The organism is Nocardioides marinquilinus (assembly GCF_039543705.1).
In the GTDB taxonomy this organism is placed as follows: Bacteria; Actinomycetota; Actinomycetes; order Propionibacteriales; family Nocardioidaceae; genus Nocardioides; species Nocardioides marinquilinus.
Map to the genome: position 1 here is coordinate 874,773 of NZ_BAABKG010000002.1, position 18,971 is coordinate 893,743.

Sequence of the window (18,971 nt, forward strand, 5' to 3'; positions counted from 1 at the left end):
TGACCGTGCGCGGTCTCGACGACGGCCTCGCGCAGACGTCAACTCCGGTGGTTGAGCAGCGAGGAACGAGCGTCGTCGAAACCACCGGCCGTCCACGGGGAGGTTCGCGTGTGGGTGCCCTTCGACAGGCTCAGGGTCCGTGCTGGTGCGTTCGCGTCGACCATGCGCGGTCTCGAGGCTCGGCCGTGGCCGGCCTCGCACCTCGACCACCGTGAGGCCGACTCCGGTGGTTGAGCAGCGAGGAACGAGCGTCGTCGAAACCATCGGCCCTGCACGCGAAGGTTCGCGTGTGGGTGCCCTTCGACAAGCTCAGGGTCCGCGGGGTCGGGTCGGACCTGACGATGGTCGAGGTGCGAGGAGCCCTGGCGACGAGCCCCGAGACCACCGGAGGTCCTCGGACCCCGTGACCGATGTCCCGTCCTGCCGAAATCCGGGGACGGCGGGGGCGGGCGGGCCTAGCCTCGAGGTGTGAGCCCGAGCGGCCGGATCGACCACCTCGACGGCGTCCGCGCGCTCGCGGTGCTGGCGGTGCTGGCGTTGGCCTGGCTCGAACCGACGACCGGGCTCGGGGGCGGCGGGCACGTGGGCGTCGACGTCCTGTTCGTGCTGAGCGGGTTCGTGGTCACCTCGGTGCTGTGGCGCTCGACGGCGCTGGTGGCCGACGTGCCCCTGAGCGGGCAGGTGCGCGACTTCTGGGTGCGGCGCGCCAACCGGCTCGCGCCCGCGCTGCTCGGGCTGCTGCTCGGCTCGGCGCTGATCGGGCTGGCCTGGCCGCAGACCCTCGACCGCGCCGTGCTCGACCTGCTCGCCCCGGTCGCGGTCGTGGTCGGCTGCTACGCCGCCTGGCCCTGGCCGCTGCTCGCGCTGCGCCGTCGGGGCCTCGGCCCGGGCCGGGTGGCGGCGGCCACCGCCGCGCTCGCCGTCGTCCTCGGCGCCGGCACCCTGGTCCGGCCACCGGTCGGGCTCGGCCTCGGCTGGGTGGCGCTGCTGCTGGCCGGGTCGGCCCTCGCCCTGGTGCTCGTGGCGTGGCCGCCGTCCGTGCGCGCCGGCCGCACGACCGGGGCCGTCCTGGACGCCGCCGCCGCGCTCGCCGTCGCCGGCCTGGTCGCCTGGGTCGTCCTCGCCGACGACCGCCCGCTGGCGAGCCTGGCCGTCGGCGGGACCGCGGCCCTCGTGCTGATCGCGCGCGGCACCCGCGGTGGGGGAGCGCTCGGCGTGGTCCTCGCGCTGCCGGGCCTCACCGCCCTCGGTCGCGCCAGCTACAGCGCCTACCTCTGGCACCTCGCGCCGCTGGCCGCGATCCGCGCCAGTGGGGCCGACCTGCCGCCCGGGGTCGAGATGCTGCTCGCGGCCGCGGTCACCGCCGTCCTGGCCGCCGTCAGCTACCGCACGCTCGAGCGGCCGTTCCTGCACGCGCGGGGGAGCCTGCTCGTGCCGGCGCCGCTCCCGGCCGCGCCCACCGCGTGACCGCCGTGGGCCGGGGCGTCCTTTCGGCCCGCGCCCGCCGCGAGGGCTAGCCTCCCGGCCATGAAGGTCCTCGTCACCGGCGGCGCCGGCTACATCGGCTCGATCACGGCCAAGGCACTGGAGGAGGCGGGCCACGTGCCCGTCATCCTCGACTCGCTGCTGAGCGGCCCGCTCGCGTTCGTGAAAGATCGGATCTTCTACGAGGGCGACATCGCCGACCGGGCGCTGCTGCGCCGCATCGCCGAGGAGCACCCCGACCTCGACGCCACCATCCACATGGCCGCGCGCATCGTCGTCCCGGAGTCGGTCGAGAAGCCCTACGAGTACTACCGCGACAACGTCGCCAAGTCGCTCGAGCTCTTCGACGAGCTCACCGCGCTCGGCCTGCACCGTGTGCTGTTCTCGAGCTCGGCGAGCCTCTACGCCACCAAGGACGGCTTCGAGGTCACCGAGGACGACGCCCTCGACCCGCCCTCGCCCTACGCCCGCACCAAGCGGATGATGGAGCAGGTGCTGACCGACCTCGCGGCGGCCAGCGACCTGCGGGCGATCGTCCTCCGCTACTTCAACCCGATCGGCTCCGACCCCGACCTCGAGTCGGGCATCTACGTCAAGGAGCCTTCGCACGTGCTCGGCCAGCTGGTGCTCGCCGCGCGGGGCCAGAAGGACGCCTTCACCATCACCGGCACCGAGCACCCCACCCGCGACGGCACCGGCATCCGCGACTACGTGCACGTGTGGGACCTCGCGCGGGCCCACGTGCGCGCGGTCGAGCGGTTCGACGACGTGCTCGCCGAGGTCGACGCGCCCAGCACGATCATCAACATCGGCACCGGCGAGGGCGTGACCGTGCGCGAGCTGGTCGCCGCCTTCGAGCGCGTCTTCGGCGGCGAGGTGCCGCTCGCCGAGGGCCCGCCGCGGCCCGGTGACGCCGTCGGCGCCTTCGCCAACGTCGACCGCGCCGCCCGCCTGATGGACTGGCGCTCCGAGCTGTCGATCGACGACGCGATCGCCTCGGCGCTGGCCTGGGCCGAGCGGCGCCACGAGGTGCTGGGCTACGAGTGAGCCGCCGGTGGGTCGCGGCGCTCGTGCCGTTCGCGCTGCTGCTCGCCGGGTGCGCCGGCGGGCAGACGGCTGACGAGCCGCGGCCCGAGCCGCCGACGTCCACGCCGACGAGCGCCCGCACGCTGCCGCCGCCGTCCGCCGACACCGAGCCGGACGCCGGCCCGCTGGCCGGCCGCGTGGTCGTGCTCGACCCCGGCCACCAGCTCGGCAACCGCAACTTCCCGGAGCAGGTCAACCGCCCGGTGCCGGCAGGCGGGTTCACCAAGCCGTGCAACACCACCGGCACCTCGACCGACGGCGGCTACCCCGAGGCGACGTTCGTCTGGCAGGTCACGCGGCTCGTCGCCCGCGACCTGCGCCGGCTCGGTGCGCGGGTGGTGCTGACCCGCGACACCAACTCCCTGCGCCGCTGGGGGCCGTGCGTCGACGTCCGCGGCCGCGCCGGCAACCGCATCGACGCCGACCTCAAGCTGAGCGTGCACGCCGACGGCTCCTACGCCGCCGGCGCCCGCGGCTTCCACGTCATCGTGCCGCCCGACCGCGGGCCGTGGACCCACGACGTCTACCGGCCCTCGCGGCGGTTCGGCCTCACGCTGCGACGCGCGCTGCGCGCCGAGGGCTTCCGCTACGCCACCTACGTCGCCGGCGGCGACGGGCTCGACGTGCGCGGCGACCTCGGCACGCTCAACCTCTCCGACGTGCCCGTCGCGATGGTCGAGCTGGGCAACATGCGCTCGGCCCGGGAGGCGCGCGTGATGCGTCGTCCGGCCGGTCGGGCGCGGTACGCCGCGGCGCTGGTCGCCGGCGTGCGGCGCACGCTCACCCGCTGACGGTCTTGGCCCGGACGGCCGGGTCGTCCTAGGTTCCTCGTCCATGCAGCGTTCCCCCCGACGCTCGCGGACCCGCCTCGCCCTGGCCGTCGTCCTCGCGTCGCTCCCTCTGTCCCTGACCGCCCCCGCGCCCGCCGCGCCCGCGCCGACGCCGGCTCCGGCACCGGTGAGCGCGCAGGCGCGCTACGTGGACGACGTCTGGTCGGCCACGCAGGCCGCCCGCCGCGCCCACGACCGCACCCCGTTCCGCGGTGACCGGTGCCTGCGCCGTGCGGCGCGGGCGCAGGCCGCCCGGATGGCGCGCACCCGCACCCTCACGCACAGCGACCTCGGTGCGGTCGCCCGCCGGTGCGGCCTGCGCGCGGCGGCCGAGAACGTGGCGTTCAACCCCGCCGGGGGCGACGCCGTCGTCCGCGCGTGGCTGCGCTCGCCGGGCCACCGCGCCAACCTGCTGCACCCCGGCTACCGGCTGCTCGGCGTCGCCGGCGTCCGCGCCCACGGCACGTGGTGGGCGGTGCAGGTTTTCGGACGCCGCTGACCCGCCCCGGGCACGCGTCGCCCCGCCCGCCCCGCCCGCCGTGCCTGCCGGTGTCCGAGCCGACTACCTCACCGGCGGACGCACTTCCCCGCCCGTGCACGGGCGGGGAAGTGGACCCAACGGTGAGGTAGTCGCGCGGGGCCACCCCTCGAAGGGGGCCTGTCACCGCGGCGGGGCCATGCGGTTGCATGGGGACCGCACCCCGTCGTCCCACCGCACCAGGAGCGCCCATGCAGCAGGTCCAGGCCGTCGTCGCCAAGGCGAAGGGGGCCCCCGTCGAGCTGGTCACCATCAACGTGCCCGACCCCGGTCCGGGGGAGGCGCTGGTGAAGGTGCAGGCCTGCGGGGTCTGCCACACCGACCTGCACTACCGCGAGGGCGGCATCGCCGACGACTTCCCGTTCCTGCTCGGCCACGAGGCCGCGGGCGTCGTCGAGGCCGTGGGCCCCGACGTCACCGGCGTCGAGCCGGGCGACTTCGTGGTGCTCAACTGGCGCGCGGTGTGCGGCGAGTGCCGCGCCTGCAAGCGCGGCGAGCTGCAGTACTGCTTCAACACCCACAACGCCACGCAGAAGATGACCCTCGAGGACGGCACCGAGCTGAGCCCGGCGCTCGGCATCGGCGCGTTCGCCGAGAAGACCCTCGTCGCCGCCGGCCAGTGCACCAAGGTCGACCCCGAGGCCCGCCCGGCCGCCGTCGGCCTGCTCGGCTGCGGCGTCATGGCCGGCCTCGGCGCCGCCATCAACACCGGCGCCATCACCCGCGGCCGCTCCATCGCCGTCATCGGCTGCGGCGGCGTGGGCGTCGCGGCGGTCGCCGGTGCCGCGCTGGCCGGCGCCAGCCCGATCATCGCCGTCGACATCGACCCGAAGAAGCTCGCCGCCGCCGAGCGGCTCGGCGCCACCCACACCGTCGACTCGTCGTCCACCGACCCGGTCGAGGAGATCAAGCGCATCTGCGGCGAGGTCTACGAGGGCGCCGAGGGCGCCGACGTCGTCGTGGACGCCGTCGGCCGCCCCGAGACGTGGAAGCAGGCGTTCTACGCCCGCGACCTCGCCGGCACCGTCGTCCTCGTCGGCGTGCCGACCCCCGAGATGAGGCTGCCCGACCTGCCGCTGCAGGAGGTCTTCGGGCGCGGCGGCTCGCTGAAGTCCAGCTGGTACGGCGACTGCCTGCCCACCCGCGACTTCCCGATGCTGGTCGACCTCTACCGGCAGGGCCGCCTCGACCTCGACGCGTTCGTCACCGAGGAGATCGGCATCGGCGACGTCGAGGCGTCGTTCGAGAAGATGCACCACGGCGACGTGCTGCGCTCCGTGGTCGTGCTCTGATGGCGCTGCGGGTCGACCACGCGGTGGTCAGCGGCACCTTCAGCCTCGACGGCGAGACCCACGACGTCGACAACAACGTCTGGGTCGTCGGCGATGACGAGGAGTGCGTCGTCATCGACGCGCCCCACGACGTCGACGCCATCCTGCGCGTCGTCGCCGGCCGCCAGGTGAAGGCGATCCTGCTGACCCACGCCCACGACGACCACTGCCGCGTGGCGCCGGCGCTGCGCGAGGCGACGTCGGCCCCGGTGCTGCTGCACCCCGACGACAAGCCGCTGTGGGAGCTCACCCACACCGACTGGCTGTGGGACGCCGACCTCGAGGACGGGCTGAGCATCAAGGTCGCCGGCGCGTCGGTGAAGGTGCTGCACACGCCCGGCCACGCGCCCGGCGCCGTCTGCTTCTACGTGCACGACCTCGGCGCGGTCTTCACCGGCGACACCCTGTTCCAGGGCGGACCCGGCGCCACCGGCCGCTCCTTCTCCGACGAGGACGTCATCGAGGCCTCGATCCGCGAGAAGCTGTTCGCCCTGCCCGACGAGACCGTCGTGCACACCGGCCACGGCGACGACACCACCATCGGCGCCGAGCGCGAGGCGCTCGGCGACGCCTGACGTCCGCGTGTTCCCTGCGGGGTCTCGAGGCTCGGCCGTGGCCGGCCTCGCACCTCGACCATCGTGAGCCGACGATGGTCGAGGTGCGAGGAGCCCTGGCGACGAGCCTCGAGACCCCCGGCCCTCCGAGGCCAGCGCCCCCGCACGGACCCTGAGCCCGTCGAAGGGCCCAGCCGTCGTGCCGCCGTCCGCGTCGGCGTGTCTCGAGGCTCGGCCATGACCGGCCTCGCACCTCGACCACCGTCGGCCAGGACGGCTCAGAACGGGTCGACGAGCAGCGCCGTGCCGTGGCCGGCGGCGCGGGTGAGCACGATCGTGGCCTCGGCGTCGCCGCGCAGGTCGAGGCGCTTGCGCAGCTGGTCCGGGACGACGTCGACCCCGCGCTTCTTGATGGTCAGCCGGCCGACCCCACGCTCGCGCAGCGCCGCGCGCAGCTGCTTCTCGCGGTAGGGGAGCGTCTCGAGCACCCGGTAGCCGCGGGCGAACGGGGTGCGGAACGAGGCGTCGGAGGTGACGTAGGCGAGGTGCTCGTCGACCAGCCCGCCCTGCACCCCCGCGGCCACGGCGGTCACCAGGCCGGCGCGGATGACGGCGCCGTCGGGCTCGTAGAGGAACGCGCCGACCTCCCGCACCGCGACGCCGTCTGCGCTGCTCGGCGACAGCCCGGGGTCGTCGTCCTCGGTGAGGGTGGCCAGCCCGCCGTCGCCGATCACGGTGGCGCGGCGGCGGGCCGAGGCCAGCCGCCCCGACCACAGCGCCGCCTCCTTGACCTCGCCGTGGTCGCTGACCCACTCCGCCTCGACCCCCTCGGGCAGCAGCGAGTGGGGGACGCCGGGCGCGGTCTTCACGCAGGCGTCGCGGCGCAGCAGGGACTCGACGAACGACCAGGACGGCGTCCAGTCGTCGACGCGGAAGGTGCGGCCCCGGGCGCTGCGGCGCGCGGGGTCGGCGAAGGCGACGTCGAAGGGCGAGGTGTCGAGGCGGGTGGCGTCGGCCACCGAGACCGCCCCCGGCAGGCCGAGGGCGGCGAGGTTGGCGCGGGCGACCTCGACGCGTACCGGGTCGAGGTCGACCCCGGCGCAGGTGAGGCCCGCCTCGGCCGCCGCCACCAGGTCGCCGCCGATGCCGCAGCCGAGGTCGATCAGCGTCCCGGCCCCGAAGGCGTCCAGCCGCCCGGCCCGGTGGCGGGCCACCGGCAGCCGCGTCGCCTGCTCGAGCCCGTCGTGGGTGAAGTACATCCGCGCCGCGCTCGGCCCGAACTTGGCCGCCGCCCGGCGCCGCAGCCCGACCTGGGTGAGCGCCACCGCCACCTGCGCCGGCTCGGCGTGACGCCGCAGCTCGGTCTGCACGGCCAGCTCGTCGCCACCGACCTGCTCGGCCTGCTCGACCTGCTCGCCGGCGCGGGTCAGCAGCGCCTGCCCGTCGTCGGTCAGCAGCCAGCGGAAGGCGTCGAGGTCCACGGGCCCGATCCTCGCAGCCGGTGCGCGGCGTCCCGACCGGGGTGCGCTGGCACTCGTCTCGGGGGAGTGCTAGTTTCGAGTTGGCACTCTCGATGCGAGGGTGCCAGCGCAGACCGGCGAGGTGCGACCCCCGCGACGGCGTACGTGCCGGTCACTCGAACCCCGTACCCATCGAACAGAGAAGGTCGATCAAGAGTGTCGGTCAACATCAAGCCTCTCGAGGACCGCATCGTCGTCAAGCCGCTCGACGCCGAGCAGACCACGGCCTCCGGCCTGGTCATCCCGGACACCGCGAAGGAGAAGCCCCAGGAGGGCGAGGTCCTCGCGCTCGGCCCGGGCCGCGTCGACGACAACGGCAACCGCGTCCCGCTCGACGTCGCGGTCGGCGACAAGGTCATCTACAGCAAGTACGGCGGCACCGAGGTCAAGTACGCCGGCGAGGAGTACCTCATCCTCTCCGCGCGCGACGTGCTCGCCGTCGTCTCCTGACGACTGCTCGTCCCCTCCGGGTCGTGTGCCCCCGACCGGTCCCACGACCGCCGTCGGGCACACGACCCGGACCCGTTTTCACCTGACCCCCACCGGGCCACCCGAGCAACACCCGAGCCACACCCGAGCCACCCGAGCAACACCTGAGCTAGGAGCCACCACCGCATGCCCAAGATCCTGGAGTTCGACGAGAACGCCCGACGCTCCCTCGAGCGCGGCGTCGACGTCCTCGCCAACACCGTCAAGGTGACCCTCGGCCCCAAGGGCCGCTACGTCGTCCTCGACAAGAAGTGGGGCGCGCCGACCATCACCAACGACGGCGTCACCGTCGCCCGTGAGGTCGAGCTCGACGACCCGTTCGAGAACCTCGGCGCGCAGCTGACGAAGGAGGTCGCCACCAAGACCAACGACGTCGCCGGTGACGGCACCACCACCGCCACCGTGCTCGCCCAGGCGATGGTGCACGGCGGCCTGCGCGCCGTCGCCGCCGGCGCCAACCCGATGGCCATGAAGCGCGGCATGGACGCCGCCGCCGAGGCCGTCAGCAACGCCCTGCTCGAGGCCGCCCGCGACGTCGAGTCGGTCGAGGACATGACTGCCGTCGCCACCATCTCCAGCCGCGACGCCCACATCGGCGAGCTGCTCGCCGAGGCCTTCGACAAGGTCGGCAAGGACGGTGTCATCACCGTCGAGGAGTCCAGCTCGATGGGCACCGACCTCGAGTTCACCGAGGGCATGCAGTTCGACAAGGGCTACCTCAGCCAGTACTTCGTCTCCGACCCCGAGCGCATGGAGGCCGTGCTCGACGACCCGCAGATCCTGCTGCACCAGGGCAAGATCTCCTCGGTCGCCGAGCTGCTGCCGCTGCTCGAGAAGGTCATCGCCGCCGGCAGCAAGCCGCTGTTCATCCTCGCCGAGGACGTCGACGGCGAGGCGCTCTCGACCCTGGTCGTGAACAAGATCCGCGGCACGTTCAACGCCGTCGCGGTCAAGAGCCCGGCCTTCGGCGACCGCCGCAAGGCGATGATGGACGACATCGCGACCCTCACGGGCGCGCAGGTCGTGGCCCCCGAGGTCGGCCTCAAGCTCGACCAGGTCGGCCTCGAGGTGCTCGGCACCGCCCGCCGCATCGTGGTCACCAAGGACGAGACCACCATCGTCGACGGCGGTGGCGACAAGGCCGCCGTCCAGGGCCGGGTCGACCAGATCCGCGCCGAGATCGAGAACACCGACTCCGACTGGGACCGCGAGAAGCTGCAGGAGCGGCTCGCCAAGCTGGCCGGCGGCGTGTGCGTCGTCAAGGTCGGCGCGGCCACCGAGGTCGAGCTGAAGGAGAAGAAGCACCGCATCGAGGACGCCGTCTCGGCGACCCGCGCGGCCATCGAGGAGGGCATCGTGGCCGGCGGCGGCTCGTCGCTCGTCCACGCCGCCTCCGCGCTCGACGGCGACCTCGGCCACACCGGTGACGAGGCGGTCGGCGTCCGCGTCGTCCGCAAGGCGCTCGACGAGCCGCTGCGCTGGATCGCCGAGAACGGGGGCGTCAACGGCTACGTCGTCACCACCAAGGTGCGCGAGCTCGGCGTCGGTCAGGGCTACAACGCCGCGACCGAGGAGTACGGCGACCTGGTCGCCCAGGGCGTGCTCGACCCGGTCAAGGTCACTCGCTCCGCGCTCATCAACGCGACCTCCATCGCCGCGATGCTGCTGACGACCGAGACCCTGATCGTCGACAAGCCCGAGGACGAGGACGACGCGGCCGGTCACGGCCACGGCCACGGTCACTGACCTCTCCCGCCCGGCAACCGCGCCGACCCGTCAGACATGTCTGACGGGTCGGCGTCGTTTTGGCCCGGCCCCGGCCCCCGCGTGCGAGGGTGAGCGCCGGACGAGGGGAGGGCGGTTCATGGCTGGGGCGAGCCCCGACGACGGCGATGCCGCTCCCGGACGCCGGGGCGGCTGGCTGCTGCCCGTGCTGCTCGTCGTCCTGCTCGGGCTGGTCAGCGCGACCACGGTGGTGCTCGTCCTCGACCGGCGCGACGCGACGGCGGTCGAGCCGCTGCGCCCGGCCGACGTCGGCGTCGGCGACTGGCAGCGTGGGTCCGCCGGCCAGGCCGTGGTGGCCGCGCAGCGCGCCGCCTCGCAGTACTTCACCCTCGACCACCGCCGCGTCGAGCAGGACATGGACCGGATGCGCGCGCTCGGCACCGAGGAGTTCGTGGCCGGCTACGACGACGGCGCCCGCGCGCTGGCGTCGAAGGTGCGCACCGGGCGGCTGAGCCTCAGCGCGCGGCTGCCGCAGGGCGGGGTGGCCACCGAGTACCTCACCTCCGACCGGGCCCAGGTGCTGGTCGCCGTCGACGTCACCACCACCGCTCCCCGCCGCGAGACCCGCCGCACGCGCTACCGCACCCGCATCGTGCTCGAGCGGGTGGAGGACCGATGGCTGGTCGACGACCTCGACGAGGTGCGGTGAGGTGACCCGCGCGCGGCTGCTCGTCGTCCTGCTGACGCTGGTGGTGCTGGTCTCCGGGCTGAGCGTCGTCCTGGCGCTGACCCGACCCGACCTCGAGGCCGCCGGCGCCGAGCCGGTGGTCGTGGGGGGCCGCTACACGCCGGCCGAGATCGACGGCCCCGGCGGCGCGGCGCTCGCGGCGGCGGTGGAGGCGGTGCCGCTGACGCTCACCGTCGACCACCGCGACCTGCGCGGCAGCCTGGCCGCGGCCACCCGCGGCATGACGCCCGCCTTCGCCCGGGCCTACACCCGCATCTTCGACCGCACCTCGCGGCCCTTCGCGCGCGAGCGCCGGGCGGTCACCGACGCCGTCGTCCGCGGCGCGGGGGTGGTGCGATCGCGCGGCGCCGACGACGTCGTCTGCCTGCTCTACGTCGACCAGCGCCAGGTCGCGGGGACGCCGTTGAAGCGCGGCGACCAGCCACGCGTGCTGCTGCGCGGCCGCGTGCTCGTGCGCATGGTGCGCCGCGACGGGCAGTGGCTCGTCGACGGCACGCAGTCGCTGTAGCCGGCCGCGCCCCCACGCGACCGTCCGCACGGACGGCCGGCGGTCTCGAGGCTCGTCGCCAGGGCTCCTCGCACCTCGACCATCGTCAGGGCCGACCCCCACGGTGGTCGAGGTGCGAGGCCGGCCACGGCCGAGCCTCGAGACCCCTCACCGTCGAGGCCGACCCCGCCACGGACCCTGAGCCTGTCGAAGGGCGCCCCACGCCGAACGTCCGCACGGACGGCCGGCGGTCTCGAGGCTCGTCGCCAGGGCTCCTCGCACCTCGACCATCGTCAGGGCCGACCCCGCCACGGACCCTGAGCCTGTCGAAGGGCCCCGGCGCACCCAGGCCCTCAGCCCAGCTGGCGGTCGAGGTTCATCGCGGCGCTGATGAGGGAGAGGTGGGTGAAGGCCTGGGGGAAGTTGCCCAGCTGCTCACCGGTGAGGCCGACCTGCTCGGCGTAGAGGCCGAGGTGGTTGGCGTAGGTGAACATCTTCTCCAGCGCGAGGCGGGCGTCGTCCAGGCGGCCGGCGCGGGTGAGCGCCTCGACGTACCAGAACGAGCACAGCGAGAACGTGCCCTCGGGGCCGTCGAGGCCGTCGGTCGACTGGCCGAGGTCGTAGCGGAAGACCAGGCTGTCGGAGACCAGCCGCTCCTCGAGCACCTTCATGGTCGAGAGCCAGCGCGGGTCGTTGGGCGCCAGGAACTTCACCAGCGGCATCAGCAACACACCGGCGTCGACGTGCTCGGAGCTCTCGGCCTGCATGAACGCGCCGACCTCGTCGTTCCAGCAGTGGTCGACGATGCGCTGCTGGATGCGGTCGCGCACCTCGCCCCACCCGGCCAGGTCGCCCGGCAGACCGCGCTGGCGCGCCGTCCGCATCATCCGCTCGATCGCCACCCAGCACATGAGCCGGGACGTCGTGTGGGGGCGCGGGTCGTCGCGCACCTCCCACATGCCGGCGTCGTCGCGCTCCCAGTTCTCCACGATCCAGTCGAGCACCCGCCGGAGGTCGTCCCAGGCGTCGAGGCTGATGCCGGCGCCGTACTTGTTGAACAGGTAGACCGAGTCAATCAGCTCGCCGTAGATGTCGAGCTGCAGCTGGTCGACCGCGGCGTTGCCGACCCGCACCGGGCGGCTGTCGGCGTAGCCGCGCAGGTGGTCGAGCTCGTGCTCCTCGGTGGGCACCTTTCCGTCGATGTCGTAGAGGTTGCGCAGCGGCCCGAGGTCGGGGCCGTCGCCGTAGTCGTGGTCCTCCCCGAGGCGCTCGGAGAGCCACGTCATGAACGACTCGGCCTCGTCGGTGAAGCCGAGCCGCAGCAGGGCGTAGAGCGAGAAGGCGGCGTCGCGGATCCACACGTAGCGGTAGTCCCAGTTGCGCTCGCCCCCGAGCTCTTCGGGCAGGCTCGTGGTCGGGGCGGCGATGATCGCGCCGCTGGGCTCGTGGGTGAGCAGCTTGAGGGTGATCGCGGAGCGGTCGACCATCTCGCGCCAGCGACCGGTGTAGGTCGACTGCGCCAGCCAGTCGCGCCAGAACCTCGCGGTGGCGTCGAGCAGGCCCTCGACGTCGCCCTCGTCGGGCACGTCCTCGTCGTCGTCGAGCACGTGCAGCGTGAAGCGTGCCTCCTCGCCCGGCTCGAGCCGCAGCTCGGCGGTGATGACGTCGTCGCCGATCTCCACGTCGTGGGTGGCGGTGAGGCCGAGCCGGAGGTCGCCGGCGGTGAGCAGGCACCCGCCGTCGACCTGCTCGACGTCGGGCGTGGTGCGGCCGTAGTCGGGCCGCGCCCGCAGCTCGGTGCGCACCGTGACGCTGCCGCGGACGGCGGCGATGCGGCGGATGATGCGCTGGTGGTGGTGCGGCTCGTGCCGGGCGACCAGCGGGAAGAAGTCGTGCACCTCGGCGACGCCGTCCTCGGTGAGGAAGCGGGTCACGAGGATGGCCGAGTCGGGCAGGTAGAACTGCGTGGTGCGGGTGTGGCCGTCGACCACCCAGACCCGCCACGAGCCGGCGTCCGGGTCGAGCAGGCTGCCGAAGACGCTGGGGGCGTCGAAGCGGCCCGCGCAGAACCAGTCGATGGTGGCCTCGGTGCTGACCAGCGCGCAGGTGCGCAGGTCGCCGATGATGCCGTGGTCGGCGATCGGGGTGGGCTGGTCGGGCTCGCTCATCGCAGGCGCCACCCGCCGTCCGGCAGGTCGATCGCGGCCTGCGGGCCCCACGAGCCGGGCTCGTAGGGGTGCACCTCGGGCCGGTCGTCGAGCAGCGGCTGGATGACCTGCCAGAGCCGGTCGACCTCGTCGGCGCGGGTGAAGAACGTCTGGTCGCCGCGCATCGCGTCGAGCAGCAGCCGCTCGTAGGCCTCCAGCGGCTTGTTCTCGGGGGTGTCGGGGACGTCGTCGGCGAGGTCGAGGTGGAACCGCGCCTCGGTGAGGGTCAGCTCGGGGCCGGGCCGCTTGGCGCGCACGTCGATGGTGATGATGGGGTCGTCGGTCAGCTCGAGCACCAGCTCGTTCGGCTCGTCGCCGCCGTCGCCACCGCTGTGGAGGAGCCCGGAGCCCGGGTCCTTGAACCGCAGCGTGATGGTGCGGCGGGTCTCGGCGAGCGCCTTGCCGGTGCGCAGGTGGAAGGGGACGCCGCGCCAGCGGTCGTTGTCGACGCGCATCTCGAGCGCCACGAAGGTCTCGACGTCGGAGTCGTCGTCGACGTCGTCCTCGTCGCGGTAGCCGTCGTACTGGCCGTAGACGACGCGGCTCGCGTCGAGGGGCTCGAGCGCCTCGAAGACCGCCGACTTGGCGTCGCGCACGGCCTGCTCGGTGAGCTCGCGGGGGTCCTCGAGCGCGACGAAGCCGAGCAGCTGGGAGAGGTGGGTCGAGACCATGTCGCGCAGGCAGCCGGTGGACTCGTAGAAGCTGCCGCGGCCCTCCATCCGCAGCTCCTCAGGGACGTCGATCTGCACCGAGGCGATGCTGCGGTTGTCCCACGCCGGCTCGAAGAGGCCGTTGGCGAAGCGCAGCGCGAGGATGTTCTGCACGGCCTCCTTGCCCAGGAAGTGGTCGATGCGGAAGACCTGGTCCTCCTCGACGACGTCCTTGAGGGCGGCGTCCAGACTGCGCGAGCTGTCGAGGTCGAGGCCGAACGGCTTCTCGACGACGAGCCGGGCGCGCTCGGTGAGGCCCTCGCGGCCGAGCATCGCGATCATCGGCTCCATCGCGGCGGGCGGCACCGAGAGGTAGACCAGGCGGAGGACGTCGGCGTCGGCGCCACCGAGGTCGTCCTCGGCCTGGCGCACGGCCTCGGCGAGGTCGCTGCCGTCGTCGGCGTCGGAGGTCTGGAAGCTGGTGCGGCGCAGCAGGTCGGCCGCGACGTCGTCGTCGAGGTCGTCGCCGACGGTCTCGACGAGCCCCTCGCGCACCTGGTCGCGGAACTCGTCGTCGGTGCCGGGGGAGTGACGTCCGGAGCCCACGACGGCGTACTCCTCGGGCAGCCGGCCCGCCGCCGCCAGCCGGTACAGGCCCGGGAACAGCTTGCGGGCGGCCAGGTCGCCGGTGGCGCCGAAGAGGACGAGGACGTGGGGAGGCAGGGTCTCGCTCACGCCCTCCACCTTGTCTGCGCACGCAAGGGCGGCGGCTCACCCCGGGGCTGGAAGCGCCGGTAGGCTCGAGGCGTGGAGGTACCTGAGAAGTTCGCCGCCCTCGGCCTCACCTACGACGACGTGCTGCTGCTGCCGGGTCATTCCGACCTGGCGCCCGACGAGATCGACACCACGTCGCGGCTGACGCGCGACATCGAGATCAAGGTGCCGATCGTCAGTGCGGCGATGGACACCGTCACCGAGTCGCGCATGGCCATCGCGATGGCCCGGCAGGGCGGCATCGGGGTGCTGCACCGCAACCTCTCGATCGAGGACCAGGCCTACCAGGTCGACCTCGTCAAGCGCACCCAGACCGGCATCATCTCCAACCCGGTCACCATCACCCCCGACCGCACGCTCGAGGACCTCGACCGCATCTGCGGCGAGTACCGCGTCTCGGGGCTGCCCGTCGTCGACACCGACGAGCGGCTGCTCGGCATCATCACCAACCGCGACCTGCGGTTCACGCCCGTCGCCGAGTGGGCGACCACCAAGGTCGACGAGGTGATGACGCCCATGCCGCTCATCACCGGACCGGTCGGCATCTCCCGCGAGGAGGCCACCACGCTGCTGCGCAGCCACAAGCGCGAGCGGCTGCCCCTGGTCGACGAGCAGGGCCGGCTCGGCGGCCTCATCACCGTCAAGGACTTCGTCAAGGGCGAGCAGTTCCCGCTCGCCTCCAACGACGCGCACGGCCGGCTCATGGTCGGCGCCGCCATCGGCTACTTCGGCGACGCCTGGCGGCGCGCCACGACCCTCATCGAGGCCGGCGTCGACGTGCTCGTCGCCGACACCGCCCACGGCCACGTCACGCTGCTGCTCGACATGGTCAGGCGGCTCAAGACCGACCCCTCCACCCGCCACGTGCAGGTCATCGGCGGCAACGTCGCGACCCGCGAGGGCGCGCAGGCCTTCGTCGACGCCGGCGCGGACGCCGTCAAGGTCGGCTTCGGCCCCGGCTCGATCTGCACCACCCGCGTCGTCACCGGCTGCGGCGTCCCGCAGATCACCGCCGTCTACGAGGCCTCGCTCGCGTGCGCCCCGGCCGGCGTCCCGGTGATCGCCGACGGCGGCATGAAGCACTCCGGCGAGATCGCCAAGGCGCTCGTCGCTGGTGCGAGCACCGTGATGGTCGGCTCGATGCTGGCCGGCTGCGAGGAGTCGCCCGGCGAGCTGATCTTCGTCAACGGCAAGCAGTACAAGACCTACCGCGGCATGGGCTCGCTCGGCGCGATGAGCAGCCGCGGCAAGAAGTCCTACTCCAAGGACCGCTACTTCCAGGCCGAGGTCACCAGCGACGACAAGATCGTCCCCGAGGGCATCGAGGGCCAGGTCGCCTACCGCGGCCCGCTCGCCGCCGTCGCCCACCAGTTCATCGGCGGCCTGAACCAGTCGATGTTCTACGTCGGCGCCCGCACCGTGCCCGAGCTGCAGGACAAGGGCCGCTTCGTGCGGATCACCGCCGCCTCGCTCAAGGAGAACCACCCCCACGACGTCCAGATGACGGTCGAGGCGCCGAACTACACCGGCGCCTGAGCCCACGGACCCTGAGCCCGTCGAAGGGCCCCCTCGGACCCCGAGGCCCACGGCGACCGGGCCCCACGGACCCTGAGCCTGTCGAAGGGCCCTTCGGCAGGCTCAGCGTCAGTGCCGGGTCCTGGTCCGGCGACCGTCAGGCCGCGGTGCCGACGTACCAGGCGCGGGCGACCTCGCGGACGACGATGGAGCCGGCGCGGCCGTCGGGGGTGCGCCAGACGCGCACCTGCCAGGGCTGGGTGCTGCGGGTGATGCCCCAGCGGTAGTCGTCGGGTCCGTAGACCGAGCCCTTGTCGCAGGAGTAGTAGCCGACCCAGCGCGGGTGCTGCGGCGGGGAGCCCCAGGCGCCGCCGTCGCGCACCAGGCAGTCGTTGCCGTTGGTGAGCTCGAGGTCCATGGGCGCGATGAACGGCGGCGCCTTGACGGCGGCCGGGAACGCGCCGGTGTAGCGGACCCGCACCAGGCGCTGCACGCGGGCGTCGCGCACGCAGAGCGCGGTGTGGTCCTGCGACTTCCAGCAGGCGCGCAGGGCGTAGGCGGTGGGGTAGCAGGTTGCGACGCCCGGGTCGACGCTGGACGGCGAGCGGCCGTCGCACGTCACCGCGCCGCGCAGGCGGGTGACGGTCCAGCCGGGCGCCGGTCGGCCGGCGGTGGTCACCGGCCGGACGACGGTGCGCTGCGTGCGCACGGGCGCTGCCCTCTCGGCGGGCTCGGCCACCGTCGATGCCGAGGAGGCCGAGGCCGCTCGGCCGGGAGGGCCGGCCATGGCCGACGTCCCGCCCGTGGGCAGGAAGGTGACCGCGGCGACGGTCGCGGCGGCGACGACGGTGGCGAGCAGGGTCAGGCGACGGTGCATGACGACGACCTCTCCGAGAGGGCTGATGGGTTCACTCGGGGAGACGCCGCCGGGGCGGGTTTGGTTGCTTCGCGCAACCGACGACCTCGCAGCGGCCGGCCGCCCGGGCCGCACCCGCGGAATGACAGACTCCCGCCATGACCGAGATCCAGATCGGGCAGGCCAAGCGCGGCCGACGGGCCTACTCCTTCGACGACATCGCGATCGTGCCGTCACGGCGCACCCGCGACCCCGAGGAGGTCAGCGTCGACTGGCAGATCGACGCCTACCGGTTCTCGCTGCCGGTGCTCGCCGCCCCGATGGACTCGGTCATGTCGCCCACCACCGCGATCGCGCTGGGCGAGTACGGCGGTCTCGGCGTGCTCAACCTCGAGGGCCTGTGGACCCGCTACGACGACCCGCGCGACCTGCTGGCCGAGGTCGCCGGGCTCGAGGGCACCGAGGCCACCGCGCGCATGCAGGAGATCTACGCCGAGCCGGTGAAGGCCGAGCTGATCACCGAGCGGCTGCGCGAGATCCGCGCCGCGGGCGTGACCGTCGCGGGCTCGCTCTCGCCGCAGCACACCAAGGAGTTCGCCAAGACCGTCGTCGACGCCGGCGTCGACATGTTCGTCATCCGCGGGACGACGGTCAGCGCCGAGCACGTGAGCAGCCAGGCCGAGCCGCTGAACCTCAAGGAGTTCATCTACGAGCTCGACGTGCCGGTCGTGGTCGGCGGCTGCGCCACCCACCAGGCGGCGCTGCACCTGATGCGCACCGGGGCGGCCGGCGTCCTCGTCGGGTTCGGCGGCGGCGCGGCGCACACCACCCGCACCGTGCTCGGCGTCGCGGTCCCGATGGCGAGTGCCGTCGCGGACGTCGCCGCCGCGCGCCGCGACTACCTCGACGAGTCGGGCGGCCGCTACGTGCACGTCATCGCCGACGGCTCGATCGGCAAGTCGGGCGACATCGCCAAGGCGATCGCCTGCGGCGCGGACGCCGTCATGGTCGGCTCGCCGTTCGCCCGCGCCACCGACGCCCCCGGCCACGGCTTCCACTGGGGCGCCGAGGCCCACCACGGCGCGCTGCCGCGCGGCCAGCGGGTGCGCTTCGAGCAGGTCGGCAGCCTGGAGGAGATCCTCTTCGGCCCCTCCCGCGTCGCCGACGGCACCATGAACCTCATCGGCGCCCTCCGCCGCTCCATGGCCACCACCGGCTACACCGACCTCAAGGAGTTCCAGCGCGTCGAGGTCGTCGTCGACCCCTGAGCGCGACGGGTCTCGAGGCTCGGCCATGACCGGCCTCGCACCTCGACCACCGGTGCTGGACGGCCGGCCCGGCGAGGCCAGCGCCACCACACGGACCCTGAGCTTGTCGAAGGGCCCTCCACGGGAACGGTGGCGTTGACCTTGCGGGGTCTCGACGACGGCCTCGCGCAGACGCTCGGCCTGCTCGACCACCGGTGGCTGCCGGTGGTCGAGCAGCGAGAAACGAGCGTCGTCGAAACCACCGGCCCTCCACGCGAACGTTCGCCTGGGGGGTGCCCTTCGACAAGCTCAGGGTCCGTGGGGGCGGGTTGGCGTTGACCCTCCGGGGTCTCGACGACAGCCTCGTGCAGGCGCTCGGCCTGCTCGACCACCGGGGACTCCGGTGGTCGAGCAGCGAGGAACGAGCGTCGTCGAAACCACCGGCCCGTCGAGGCTAGGGCTCCCACACGGGCCCTGAGCCTGTCGAAGGGGCGGGTGCGTCAGGCCAGGCGGGCGAGGACGGCGCGGGCGTGGGCGGCGACGGGGTCGAGGTCGACGTGACGCTCGGGGACGCCGTCCGGGCCGGTGACCGTGACCGCCCAGCCGCCGGCCTCACCCGGCAGCCGCTCGAGGCCCACGAACGCCTCGCCCAGGACGTCGCGCAGCTGGGCCTCGCTCGGCAGCCAGATCGCCTCGTGGGCCTCGAGGCTGTCGAGGGCCCACTCGGTGGTGCCGTTGAAGGCGAGGATCGGCGGGCCCTCGGGCACCTCGCGCAGCTCGACCACCAGGTCGCTGACCACGAACACCTCGCCGTCGAGGTCGCGGTCGGGCACCGCGAAGGCGTCGCCGCGTGCCGGGCGCCAGCCGAGGCCGGCGTCCTTGAGGCGGCGGGCGAGGTCGACGTCGATCACCCGTCCAGTCTGCCCGGC

17 protein-coding genes are annotated in these 18,971 nt (G+C 73.6%); 12 read left to right on the plus strand and 5 right to left on the minus strand.

Annotated features, from left to right (window positions below):
• Positions 1-468: 468 nt before the first annotated feature.
• The 6 genes from ABEA04_RS10240 to ABEA04_RS10265 all read left to right on the plus strand — a co-directional run bounded on the left by ABEA04_RS10240 (position 469) and on the right by ABEA04_RS10265 (position 5,845).
• A complete protein-coding gene (locus tag ABEA04_RS10240) occupies positions 469-1,467 on the plus strand; it encodes an acyltransferase family protein (protein WP_345457865.1) in 999 nt (332 codons plus the stop codon).
• A gap of 60 nt (positions 1,468-1,527) precedes the next feature.
• A complete protein-coding gene (gene galE, locus ABEA04_RS10245) occupies positions 1,528-2,532 on the plus strand; it encodes a UDP-glucose 4-epimerase GalE (protein WP_345457868.1) in 1,005 nt (334 codons plus the stop codon).
• Positions 2,529-3,362, plus strand: a complete 834-nt coding sequence (locus ABEA04_RS10250; protein ID WP_345457871.1) for an N-acetylmuramoyl-L-alanine amidase — start codon at positions 2,529-2,531, stop codon at positions 3,360-3,362. The genes galE and ABEA04_RS10250 overlap by 4 nt, the downstream gene beginning before the upstream one ends.
• Positions 3,363-3,405: 43 nt before the next feature.
• Positions 3,406-3,900 (plus strand): CAP domain-containing protein, encoded by a 495-nt coding sequence (locus tag ABEA04_RS10255; RefSeq protein WP_345457874.1) that lies wholly within the window; start codon positions 3,406-3,408, stop codon positions 3,898-3,900.
• A 230-nt stretch (positions 3,901-4,130) separates the two neighbouring features.
• Complete coding sequence (locus ABEA04_RS10260; protein WP_345457877.1) at positions 4,131-5,231, plus strand: S-(hydroxymethyl)mycothiol dehydrogenase; 1,101 nt, start codon at positions 4,131-4,133, stop codon at positions 5,229-5,231.
• Positions 5,231-5,845, plus strand: coding sequence for an MBL fold metallo-hydrolase (locus tag ABEA04_RS10265; protein ID WP_345457880.1), 615 nt, complete (start codon positions 5,231-5,233; stop codon positions 5,843-5,845). The genes ABEA04_RS10260 and ABEA04_RS10265 overlap by 1 nt, the downstream gene beginning before the upstream one ends.
• A 257-nt stretch (positions 5,846-6,102) precedes the next feature.
• On the opposite strand, the gene ABEA04_RS10270 is transcribed toward ABEA04_RS10265, so the two are convergent.
• Positions 6,103-7,305, minus strand: a complete 1,203-nt coding sequence (locus ABEA04_RS10270; RefSeq protein ID WP_345457883.1) for a class I SAM-dependent methyltransferase — start codon at positions 7,303-7,305, stop codon at positions 6,103-6,105.
• A 195-nt stretch (positions 7,306-7,500) separates the two neighbouring features.
• Here ABEA04_RS10270 and groES point away from each other — a divergent pair, with 195 nt between their 5' ends.
• The 4 genes from groES (at position 7,501) to ABEA04_RS10290 (ending at position 10,814) form a co-directional block, all read left to right on the plus strand.
• Positions 7,501-7,794, plus strand: coding sequence for a co-chaperone GroES (gene groES, locus ABEA04_RS10275; RefSeq protein WP_139978034.1), 294 nt, complete (start codon positions 7,501-7,503; stop codon positions 7,792-7,794).
• Positions 7,795-7,959: 165 nt separating this feature from the next.
• Entirely contained in the window at positions 7,960-9,579 is a 1,620-nt protein-coding gene (gene groL, locus ABEA04_RS10280; RefSeq protein ID WP_345457886.1) for a chaperonin GroEL, read from the plus strand.
• A gap of 118 nt (positions 9,580-9,697) precedes the next feature.
• Positions 9,698-10,267, plus strand: coding sequence for a hypothetical protein (locus tag ABEA04_RS10285; RefSeq protein WP_345457889.1), 570 nt, complete (start codon positions 9,698-9,700; stop codon positions 10,265-10,267).
• A 1-nt stretch (position 10,268) separates the two neighbouring features.
• Positions 10,269-10,814, plus strand: coding sequence for a hypothetical protein (locus tag ABEA04_RS10290; protein WP_345457892.1), 546 nt, complete (start codon positions 10,269-10,271; stop codon positions 10,812-10,814).
• A 332-nt stretch (positions 10,815-11,146) separates the two neighbouring features.
• Here the strand turns inward: ABEA04_RS10290 and ABEA04_RS10295 are convergent, their stop codons facing one another.
• Both ABEA04_RS10295 and zwf read right to left on the minus strand, forming a co-directional pair.
• The gene (locus ABEA04_RS10295; protein ID WP_345457894.1) at positions 11,147-12,961 is read right to left on the minus strand and encodes a glycoside hydrolase family 15 protein; all 1,815 of its coding nucleotides are present in this window, start codon (positions 12,959-12,961) and stop codon (positions 11,147-11,149) included.
• Entirely contained in the window at positions 12,958-14,385 is a 1,428-nt protein-coding gene (zwf, locus tag ABEA04_RS10300) for a glucose-6-phosphate dehydrogenase (protein WP_345457896.1), read from the minus strand. The genes ABEA04_RS10295 and zwf overlap by 4 nt, the downstream gene beginning before the upstream one ends.
• A gap of 72 nt (positions 14,386-14,457) precedes the next feature.
• Here zwf and guaB point away from each other — a divergent pair, with 72 nt between their 5' ends.
• Entirely contained in the window at positions 14,458-15,960 is a 1,503-nt protein-coding gene (gene guaB, locus ABEA04_RS10305; protein ID WP_345457899.1) for an IMP dehydrogenase, read from the plus strand.
• A 136-nt stretch (positions 15,961-16,096) separates the two neighbouring features.
• Here guaB and ABEA04_RS10310 read toward each other — a convergent pair whose 3' ends face one another.
• A complete protein-coding gene (locus ABEA04_RS10310; RefSeq protein WP_345457902.1) occupies positions 16,097-16,816 on the minus strand; it encodes a hypothetical protein in 720 nt (239 codons plus the stop codon).
• A 137-nt stretch (positions 16,817-16,953) separates the two neighbouring features.
• Here ABEA04_RS10310 and ABEA04_RS10315 point away from each other — a divergent pair, with 137 nt between their 5' ends.
• Entirely contained in the window at positions 16,954-18,063 is a 1,110-nt protein-coding gene (locus ABEA04_RS10315; RefSeq protein ID WP_345457904.1) for a GuaB3 family IMP dehydrogenase-related protein, read from the plus strand.
• A 479-nt stretch (positions 18,064-18,542) separates the two neighbouring features.
• On the opposite strand, the gene ABEA04_RS10320 is transcribed toward ABEA04_RS10315, so the two are convergent.
• Positions 18,543-18,953 (minus strand): pilus assembly protein CpaE, encoded by a 411-nt coding sequence (locus ABEA04_RS10320; RefSeq protein WP_345457906.1) that lies wholly within the window; start codon positions 18,951-18,953, stop codon positions 18,543-18,545.
• Positions 18,954-18,971 lie beyond the last annotated feature (18 nt).

What these genes read in the sequence shown, in the direction of transcription:
- ABEA04_RS10295 (WP_345457894.1), bottom strand. Translation starts at nt 12,961, where the DNA reads ATGAGCGAGCCCGACCAGCCCACCCCGATCGCCGACCACGGCATCATC.
- ABEA04_RS10285 (WP_345457889.1), top strand. Translation starts at nt 9,698, where the DNA reads ATGGCTGGGGCGAGCCCCGACGACGGCGATGCCGCTCCCGGACGCCGG.
- ABEA04_RS10255 (WP_345457874.1), top strand. Translation starts at nt 3,406, where the DNA reads ATGCAGCGTTCCCCCCGACGCTCGCGGACCCGCCTCGCCCTGGCCGTC.
- ABEA04_RS10310 (WP_345457902.1), bottom strand. Translation starts at nt 16,816, where the DNA reads ATGCACCGTCGCCTGACCCTGCTCGCCACCGTCGTCGCCGCCGCGACC.
- ABEA04_RS10265 (WP_345457880.1), top strand. Translation starts at nt 5,231, where the DNA reads ATGGCGCTGCGGGTCGACCACGCGGTGGTCAGCGGCACCTTCAGCCTC.
- groL (WP_345457886.1), top strand. Translation starts at nt 7,960, where the DNA reads ATGCCCAAGATCCTGGAGTTCGACGAGAACGCCCGACGCTCCCTCGAG.
- ABEA04_RS10260 (WP_345457877.1), top strand. Translation starts at nt 4,131, where the DNA reads ATGCAGCAGGTCCAGGCCGTCGTCGCCAAGGCGAAGGGGGCCCCCGTC.
- galE (WP_345457868.1), top strand. Translation starts at nt 1,528, where the DNA reads ATGAAGGTCCTCGTCACCGGCGGCGCCGGCTACATCGGCTCGATCACG.
- ABEA04_RS10315 (WP_345457904.1), top strand. Translation starts at nt 16,954, where the DNA reads ATGACCGAGATCCAGATCGGGCAGGCCAAGCGCGGCCGACGGGCCTAC.